This window comes from Pseudonocardia sulfidoxydans NBRC 16205 (assembly GCF_007989085.1).
Taxonomy (GTDB): domain Bacteria; phylum Actinomycetota; class Actinomycetes; order Mycobacteriales; family Pseudonocardiaceae; genus Pseudonocardia; species Pseudonocardia sulfidoxydans.
This window is the reverse complement of record NZ_BJVJ01000136.1, coordinates 1-7,501: the sequence shown is the minus strand read 5'-3', so window position 1 is coordinate 7,501 and position 7,501 is coordinate 1. Positions and strand designations below refer to the sequence as shown.

Here is a 7,501-nt window from a genome sequence, read left to right as displayed (position 1 = left end):
CCCCCGCCGGTCCGGGGACGGGCCGGACCGGCGGGCGCACCCGCCCGACCCGTCGTCGTGACCGGGGCCGTCCGGCCCACGAGGGCCCGCGCCGGGCCGGTCAGGGCGCGACGAGCGTCTGGAACGGCGCCGGCGGACCCACCGGGATCTGCTGGCGCGCAGCGATGAAACTCGCCATGTCGTGGAACAGCGGCGCCGCCGACGCCCCGCCCGCAGGCGCGTCGAGCATGATCCCGATGACGAACCGCGGGTCCTGCGCCGGCAGCATCCCGGCGAAGGTGATCCAGTACGTCGAGCGGGCGTAGCAGCCGCAGGACGGGTCGACCTGCTGGGCCGTGCCCGTCTTCCCGGCGACCTGGTAGCCGTCGACACCCGCTGCGGCACCGGTGCCGCGCTGCACGCCCCTCTCGTTCTGGGTGACCGCGGTCAGCATGCCGCGCAACGTCTGCGCCGTCTGCGGGGACACGACCCGCACCGGCTCCGGCTGCGGCGGCACCGTGCGCACCCCACCCGGGCCGACCGTCGACGCCACGATCCGCGGCGGGATGCGGACGCCGTCGTTGGCCACCGCCTGGTACATGCCCGCCATCTGCAGCACCGTCATCGACAGGCCCTGACCGATGGGCAGGTTGCCGAACGTCGAACCCGACCACGTGTCGCGCGGCGGCACCCGGCCCGCGCTCTCCCCCGGCAGCCCCACGCCCGTCTTCTGGCCCAGGCCGAAGCGGGCGAGCATGTCGGCGAAGCGGTCCTCGCCGACCTTCTGCGCCGTCATGATCGTGCCGACGTTCGACGACTTCGCCAGCACCCCGGTCAGCGTGTAGTGGTCCAGCCCGTGCTTCCACGCGTCGTTGACGGTGCGGTCGGCGACCTTGATGCTGCCGGGCACGTCGAGCACGTCGTCGGGCTTGGCCACGCCGTACTCGAGCGCGGCCGCCATCGTCACGATCTTGTTGACCGACCCCGGCTCGAACGGCGACGTCACCGCCGCGTTGCCCATCGACGCCGAGTCCGCGCCCGCCAGGTTCGACGGGTCGAACGTCGTGCCGTTGGCCAGGGCCAGCACCTCGCCCGTCTTCACGTCGAGGACGACGGCCGAGCCGCCCTTCGCGTTCGTCTTCGCGACGTAGTCCTGGAGCTGGCGCTGGATCGTGTACTGGATGTCGGAGTCGATCGTGAGCTGGATGTCCGAGCCCGGCACGGCGTCCTGCTGGGCGCGGGTGCTGCCCGGGATGATCGCGGAGCTGCCCTCGGCGGTGTCGACGACCTCGTAGCCGTCGGTACCGGCCAGCAGCGCGTCCTGCGAGCTCTCCAGGCCCACCAGTCCGGTGAGCTTCTGGTCGCCGGAGTTCCACGACGCGGCACCGATGACGTTGGCCGCCAGGCTCCCACCCGGGTACTGCCGCGACTCGCGCTTCTCCTGAGCGATCTCCGGGAACGCCTCGCGCAGCTCGCGCGCCGCACCCGGGTCGGCCAGCTGGGCGAGGACGACATAACCCCTGTCGCTGTTGAGCAGGGCCAGCAGCGCGTTCGGGTCACCGCCGGTGCGCGCGGCGACGGCCGTGGCCATCTGCTGCTTGTACTCGGCGGCCCGCGCGCCCTTCTGCGTGGTGATCAGCCGCGGGTTGGTGACGAGCGCGCTCGCCTCGGTGCTGAACGCCAGCGGGGTGCCGTTGCGGTCGAGGATCGAGCCGCGTTCGGCGGGCAGCGCCAACCGCGTGAGGCGCTGCTTCTCCGACGACGCCGTGAGCGAACCCGACTGGAACGTCTGCACGGTGATGAGCTTGAGCAGCGACAACGTCAGCAGGGCGACGAGGAGCAGCGTGCCGATCTTCATCCGGCGCGACGGGTCGCCCGCGCGACCCGGCGCCGACCGCGGCGGGACCGGGCGACGCGGCGGCGCCGTCCGGGCGGCTCCGGCAGGCCGGGACCGGGGCGGCGCGACGGGCATCAGCCCGCTCCACCCGGCGTGGCGCCGGCCGCGGTGTCGGGCTCGGCCTGGGACTGGGCGTCCTCGGTCGCCGCGTTGGTGCCCGCCGGCGGTTCGGCCGGCGTCTGGGCCTGTGCGCCCGGGTCCTGCACACCCGCGTCGGCGGGCGGTGGTGCCTGGGCCCCGGCGCCTGCGGGGTTCTGGGCGCCTGCGGGGTCCTGGGCTCCTGCGGGGTTCTGGGCGCCTGCCGGGTTCTGGGCGTCGGCGGGCGGCGGGGTCTGCGCCTGGGCGTTCGGATCCGTGGGCGGGGCGGGCGGAGGCGGCGGGGGCTGCGCGGCCGACGGCTCGCCGACCAGCGTCACCGCGCCGTCGGCACCGACGACGAGCCGGGCCGGGTTCTTCGACGGCACCATGCCCAGGTCGGTGGCGCGCTGCGCCAGCGCGGGCGAGGCGTCGAGCGCCGCGACCTGCTTGCGCAGCAGCTCGCTCTGCTCGGAGAGGTCGCGGGTCGCGGTGCGGGCGTCCTGCAGCCGGTAGGAGTCGGCGGCCGCGGCGGTCGAGAGCCACAGCGTCGCCACCAGACCGACGGCGAGCAGCACCATCACCAGCAGCACGAACTGGGCACGCCCCGCGGGTGCCGCCTGCTTCTGCACCCGGCCACCGACGAGGCGGCGCAGCCGGTCGTCACGACGGGCGTAGGCACGCTGGGCCGCGGTACGCGGACCGGCGGTGCGGGTCGCGGTCCGGGCGGCCGCCTTCGTCGCGCCCCTGACCGCCCCGGAACCCGTGCCCGAGCGTGTCCGCTGCGCGGGGACCGCGACGACCCGGGCCGACCGCGGGGCCGGCACCGCCGTCCGGGCCCGCCGCGACCGCGACGGTGCCGCGACGTGCTGACGTTCAGTGACAGGTGCACTCACGACGACCCCCCGGTCACGCGGATGACGCTGCTGTGGGTGGCCACCCCGGCAGCCGCGCGGGTGGCGGTGACGGGGTGGTGACGCGGACCCGGCCGGACGGTCATGCCGCCTCCCGGATCCGCTCGGCGGCACGCAGGCGCACCGAGGCGGCCCGCGGGTTGTCCGCGATCTCGTCCTCGGACGCGGGCTGGGACCCGCGGACCAGCAGCCGCAGCTCCGGACCGTGGCCCGGGAGCTCGACGGGCAGGTCCTGCGGGGACGTCGACACCGAACGGGCCGCGAGCTCCCGCTTGACCAGCCGGTCCTCGAGCGAGTGGTAGGACAGCACGACGACCCGCCCGCCGACGGTCAACGAGTCGAGCGCCGCCGGTACCGCGGCGCGCAGCGCGTCGAGCTCGCCGTTGACCTCGATGCGCAGCGCCTGGAACGTGCGCTTGGCCGGATGGCCGCCGGTGCGCCGCGACGCTGCGGGCACCGCGGCGTAGAGCAGCTCCACGAGCTCGGCGCTGCGCGTGAACGGCCGGTGGTCGCGCGTCCGGCCGATCGCCGCGGCGATCCGGCCCGCGAACCGCTCCTCCCCGTACTCGCGCAGGATGCGCGCGAGCTCGGGCACGGGATAGGTGTTGACGACGTCGGCCGCGGTCGGGCCCGTGGTCGGGTCCATCCGCATGTCGAGATCGGCGTCGCGGGAGTAGGAGAAGCCCCGCTCGTCGGCATCGAGCTGGAGGGAGGACACCCCCAGGTCGAACAGCACGCCGTCGGCCCCCGGAAGCCCCAGCTCCGCGAGGACGTCGGCGATGCGGTCGTAGACGGCGTGGACGAGGTGGGTCCGGCCGGCGTACGCGACGAGACGACGGCCCGCGAGCTCGAGCGCCTGCGGGTCGCGGTCGAGACCCACGAGCGTCAGCTGTGGGTGCGCGGCGAGCAGTGCCGCGGAGTGGCCGCCGAGCCCCAGCGTGGCGTCCACCACGACCGCCGGACGTCCGGCGAGGGCGGGTTCGAGGAGTTCGAGAACGCGAGGCAGCAGGACGGGGACGTGCCTGGCCCCAGCCGGCCCGTCTCCCTCAGGGTGCTGCCCCACCGTTCACCTCGCCTCGCCCGTCGCCGCCACCACGGTCCTTGCTGTCGTGCTCCGCGTATGCCGACGACTGGGCGCACGAGCCCCCGGTCGCCGCCGTGTGCGGCCCGTACTCCCCAGCCGGGCCGGTTGCCGGGCGATGCCTCCTCCCGGGTGCCGGGTGCCACTCGCGGGGACGGACCTGGCGCCGGGGAAGGTGCGTCAGGGCTGTCCGTCGCGACGGGCGGCCACGGCCCCCGGGAGGGGGCATCGCCTGGAGGTCAGAATCCGGGAAGGACCTCCTCCTGCGCCTTCGCGTACTCGTCCTCGTGTCGCTGCTGGTACTCCGCCCAGGCCTGCGCGTCCCAGATCTCGGCGCGCGTGTACGCGCCGATCACCACGCAGTCCTTGGTCAGACCGGCGTACCGGCGCAGGTCCGGGTTGATCGCGATCCGGCCCTGGCCGTCGGGGTTCTGCTCGTCGGTCCCGGAGAACAGGTTTCGCTGGAACGCCCGGGCCGACTCGTTGGTCAACGGTGCCGACGCGATCTTCGCCGCCAGCTCGCCGAAGGCCTCGCGTGTGAACACGTAGAGGCAGTGGTCCTGCCCTTTCGTGATCATCAGGCCACCTCGGAGGTCGTCACGGAACTTCGCGGGCAGCGTGAGCCGCCCCTTGTCGTCGAGCTTGGGGGTGAACGTGCCGAGGAACATCGGCTCGCCTCTCCCCCGAGGACCCGGTTGCTCCAACGCGCCCCACACTACCCCACTTCACTCCACCGTCAACCCGAAACGCGCCCCACCCGCACCACGATCGGCGGATATCCGCAGCTCAGCGACAGTGGGGACCAGTGGGGGCGCCGCAGCGACCACGATCACCTCACAGCGGCTCCGACCACCCGTTCCGTGCCTCGAGGGGCCTCCGAACGCCTCCGCGGGGCCTCCGGGGGCCATCGGTGGGGGGTGGTGGGGGACGCCGGCGCCGCACCACTCGCCGCGGTGGGGCACGGTGGGGCGCAGCGTGGGGACACGGGGGCGCGGAGTGGCGAGCGGGAGCCGACCGGCCGCCGCGCGACGGGCACCGATCGGCGAGACACAATCGTGATGCCACTCGTCCGGGCGAAGCTCCGGCGCGTCGTTTGACAGACTGTGGTGACACCGCCCCGCGGATCCCCCCGCATGCGACGGTGCCCGCACCACCCAGCACCACCCCAGCACTCCCCCGAGCACGACCCAGCACGGCCCGAGAGCACGACCGAGAGGACGACGGGTGACCACGACGAGCAGCCGGCCCGGACGGCGTGCAGCCACGGACACCGACACCGATCTCCCCGCGGTCGGGGCGATCGCCGACGTGACGTCGCGCATCGCCGCGAGCATCGGACGGGTCCTCGTCGGCAAGCCCGAGGTCGTCCGTGTCGCACTCGTGACGCTGCTCGCCGAAGGACACCTGCTCGTCGAGGACATCCCGGGCGTCGGCAAGACCTCACTGGCCAAGGCCCTCGCCCGGTCGATCGACTGCTCGGTCAGCCGCGTCCAGTTCACCCCGGACCTGCTGCCCGGCGACATCACGGGCATGTCGGTCTACAACCGGCACTCCAGCGAGTTCGAGTTCCGGCCCGGCCCGGTCTTCGCCAACGTCGTCATCGCCGACGAGATCAACCGCGCCTCCCCCAAGACGCAGTCGGCGCTGCTCGAGTGCATGGCCGAGGACCAGGTCACCGTCGACGGCGCCACCTACCAGCTCGCCGCGCCGTTCATGGTCGTCGCCACCCAGAACCCCGTCGAGATGGACGGCACCTTCCCCCTGCCCGAGGCCCAGCGCGACCGGTTCACCGCGCGCGTCTCCATCGGCTACCCCGACCCCGCCGCCGAGCTCGCGATGGTCGACGAGCACGCGGCGTCCGACCCGCTCGAGACGCTGCGCCCCGTCACCGACGCCCGCGCCGTCCGCGGCATCGTCGACGCCGTGAAGCACCTCCACATCGCGCCCGAGGTGCGCCAGTACTGCGTCGACATCGTCGCCGCCACCCGCGCGCTGCCCGACCTGCGCCTCGGCGCCTCCCCCCGCGCCACGCTGCATCTCGTCCGCGCCGCCCGCGCCCAGGCCGCGCTCGCCGGCCGCCACTACGTCGTCCCCGACGACGTCCAGGCCGTCGCCGTCCCCGTCCTCGCGCACCGCCTCGTCCTCACCCCCGAGGCCCAGGCCGCGCGCCGGTCGTCGGCCGACATCGTCCGCGCCCTCGTCGGCGGGCTGCCCGTCCCGGTCCCGGCCGCGCGCGCGGGGGCCTGACCCCGTGGCGTCACCGCGGTGGTCCTCCGGACTGACCGTGCGCGGCCGCTGCCTGCTCGCCGGAGGCGTCGCGACGGCCGTCAGCGCCGTCGTCCTCGACGAACGCGACCTCCTGCGGCTCGCCCTGTTCGTCGTCGCGCTGCCGCTGCTGTCCCTCGCGGTCGCGGCCCTGACCCGGCGCGCGATCCGCGCGCACCGCACCGTCGACCCCGCCCGCGTCCCCGTCGGCACCGACTGCGCCGTCGACGTCCGCCTCACCGGCGGCCCCCTCGTCGGTGCGCTGCGCGTCGCCGACACCGTGCCCGACGCCGCCGGACCCCGCCCCTCGGCCCCGCCACGGTTCACCGTCCACCGGCTGCCCGCCCGGTCCGGGGTCACCCTGCGCTACCCGCTGCGCCCCGTGCTGCGCGGGGACCACCGCATCGGGCCGCTCGTCGCCCGCATCACCGACCCGCTGGGGCTGGCCGAGTTCCCCCGCCGCTACGGCGACGCCGACGGGCTCCTCGTCCTGCCCGCCACCGTCGACCTGCACGGGCTGCCGTCCGCGATCGGCGGCGGCGAGGGCACCCCCGGCGCCGTCGTCGCCCACCAGGGCGTCGGCGAACCCGACGTGCTGGTGCGCCCCTACCGCTCCGGCGACGAGCTGCGCCGCGTCCACTGGCGTGCCACCGCCCGTCACGACGAGCTGATGGTCCGCCTCGAGGAACGGCCCTGGCGCGGCGAGATCACCGTGCTGCTCGACCGGCGCGACGGCGCCCACCGCGGCGACGGCCCCACCTCCAGCCTCGAGTACGCCGTCTCCCTGGCCGCGAGCATCAGCCTGCACATGATCCGCAACGGCGAGCCCGTCACCGTCGTGACCGAGGACGGCACCGCGCTGGGCGAGCGCGTCGCCGGCGCCGTCGGCGGCGCTCCCTCCCCCGGGGCCGACCGCATCCTCGACGCGCTCGCCACCCTGCGTGTCTCCGCCCGCACCGGGCTCGACGGCCCGCCCGTCGCCCCCACCGGCGACGTCGTCGCCATCCTCGGTGCCACGACCGTCGACGACGTCGGCGCCCTCCTCGACCGCCGCCCCCACGGCGGGCACGCGATCCTGCTCGACGTCGCCGGCTGGGACACCAGCGGCGCCACCCCCGCCCCGGGCGCCGACGCCGCCGCGGCCGCCCTGCGCGCCGCCGGCTGGCACGTCGCCGTCGCCCACGCCGACACCGACCCCCGGACGTGCTGGGCCGAGCTCTCCTCCGGCCGCCGCGTGGTCGCCGGGAGCCCGACGTGAGCGCCCCCGCCCCGCCCCGGCCCGCGCCCCCG

The 7,501-nt window shown here is 75.3% G+C and carries 6 protein-coding genes; 2 read left to right on the top strand and 4 right to left on the bottom strand.

The window, feature by feature from the left end; genetic code table 11:
• Window positions 1-100: 100 nt before the first annotated feature.
• The 4 genes from PSU4_RS30150 to mraZ all read right to left on the bottom strand — a co-directional run bounded on the left by PSU4_RS30150 (window position 101) and on the right by mraZ (window position 4,614).
• The gene (locus PSU4_RS30150; protein WP_147115970.1) at window positions 101-1,951 is read right to left on the bottom strand and encodes a peptidoglycan D,D-transpeptidase FtsI family protein; all 1,851 of its coding nucleotides are present in this window, start codon (window positions 1,949-1,951) and stop codon (window positions 101-103) included.
• Window positions 1,951-2,847, bottom strand: a complete 897-nt coding sequence (gene ftsL / locus PSU4_RS30145; protein WP_147115968.1) for a cell division protein FtsL — start codon at window positions 2,845-2,847, stop codon at window positions 1,951-1,953. The genes PSU4_RS30150 and ftsL overlap by 1 nt, the downstream gene beginning before the upstream one ends.
• 100 nt (window positions 2,848-2,947) lie before the next feature.
• Window positions 2,948-3,928, bottom strand: coding sequence for a 16S rRNA (cytosine(1402)-N(4))-methyltransferase RsmH (gene rsmH, locus PSU4_RS30140; RefSeq protein WP_147115966.1), 981 nt, complete (start codon window positions 3,926-3,928; stop codon window positions 2,948-2,950).
• Between the two features lie 257 nt (window positions 3,929-4,185).
• Window positions 4,186-4,614: a division/cell wall cluster transcriptional repressor MraZ gene (gene mraZ, locus PSU4_RS30135; protein ID WP_147115964.1), complete on the bottom strand. Its 429-nt coding sequence runs from the start codon at window positions 4,612-4,614 to the stop codon at window positions 4,186-4,188.
• Window positions 4,615-5,170: 556 nt separating this feature from the next.
• On the opposite strand from mraZ, the gene PSU4_RS30130 reads away from it, so the two are divergent.
• Both PSU4_RS30130 and PSU4_RS30125 read left to right on the top strand, forming a co-directional pair.
• Entirely contained in the window at window positions 5,171-6,193 is a 1,023-nt protein-coding gene (locus tag PSU4_RS30130; RefSeq protein WP_147115962.1) for an AAA family ATPase, read from the top strand.
• Window positions 6,194-6,230: 37 nt separating this feature from the next.
• Window positions 6,231-7,469 (top strand): DUF58 domain-containing protein, encoded by a 1,239-nt coding sequence (locus tag PSU4_RS30125; protein ID WP_246115449.1) that lies wholly within the window; start codon window positions 6,231-6,233, stop codon window positions 7,467-7,469.
• Window positions 7,470-7,501: the final 32 nt, after the last annotated feature.

What these genes read in the sequence shown, in the direction of transcription:
- mraZ (WP_147115964.1), bottom strand. Translation starts at nt 4,614, where the DNA reads ATGTTCCTCGGCACGTTCACCCCCAAGCTCGACGACAAGGGGCGGCTC.
- PSU4_RS30150 (WP_147115970.1), bottom strand. Translation starts at nt 1,951, where the DNA reads ATGCCCGTCGCGCCGCCCCGGTCCCGGCCTGCCGGAGCCGCCCGGACG.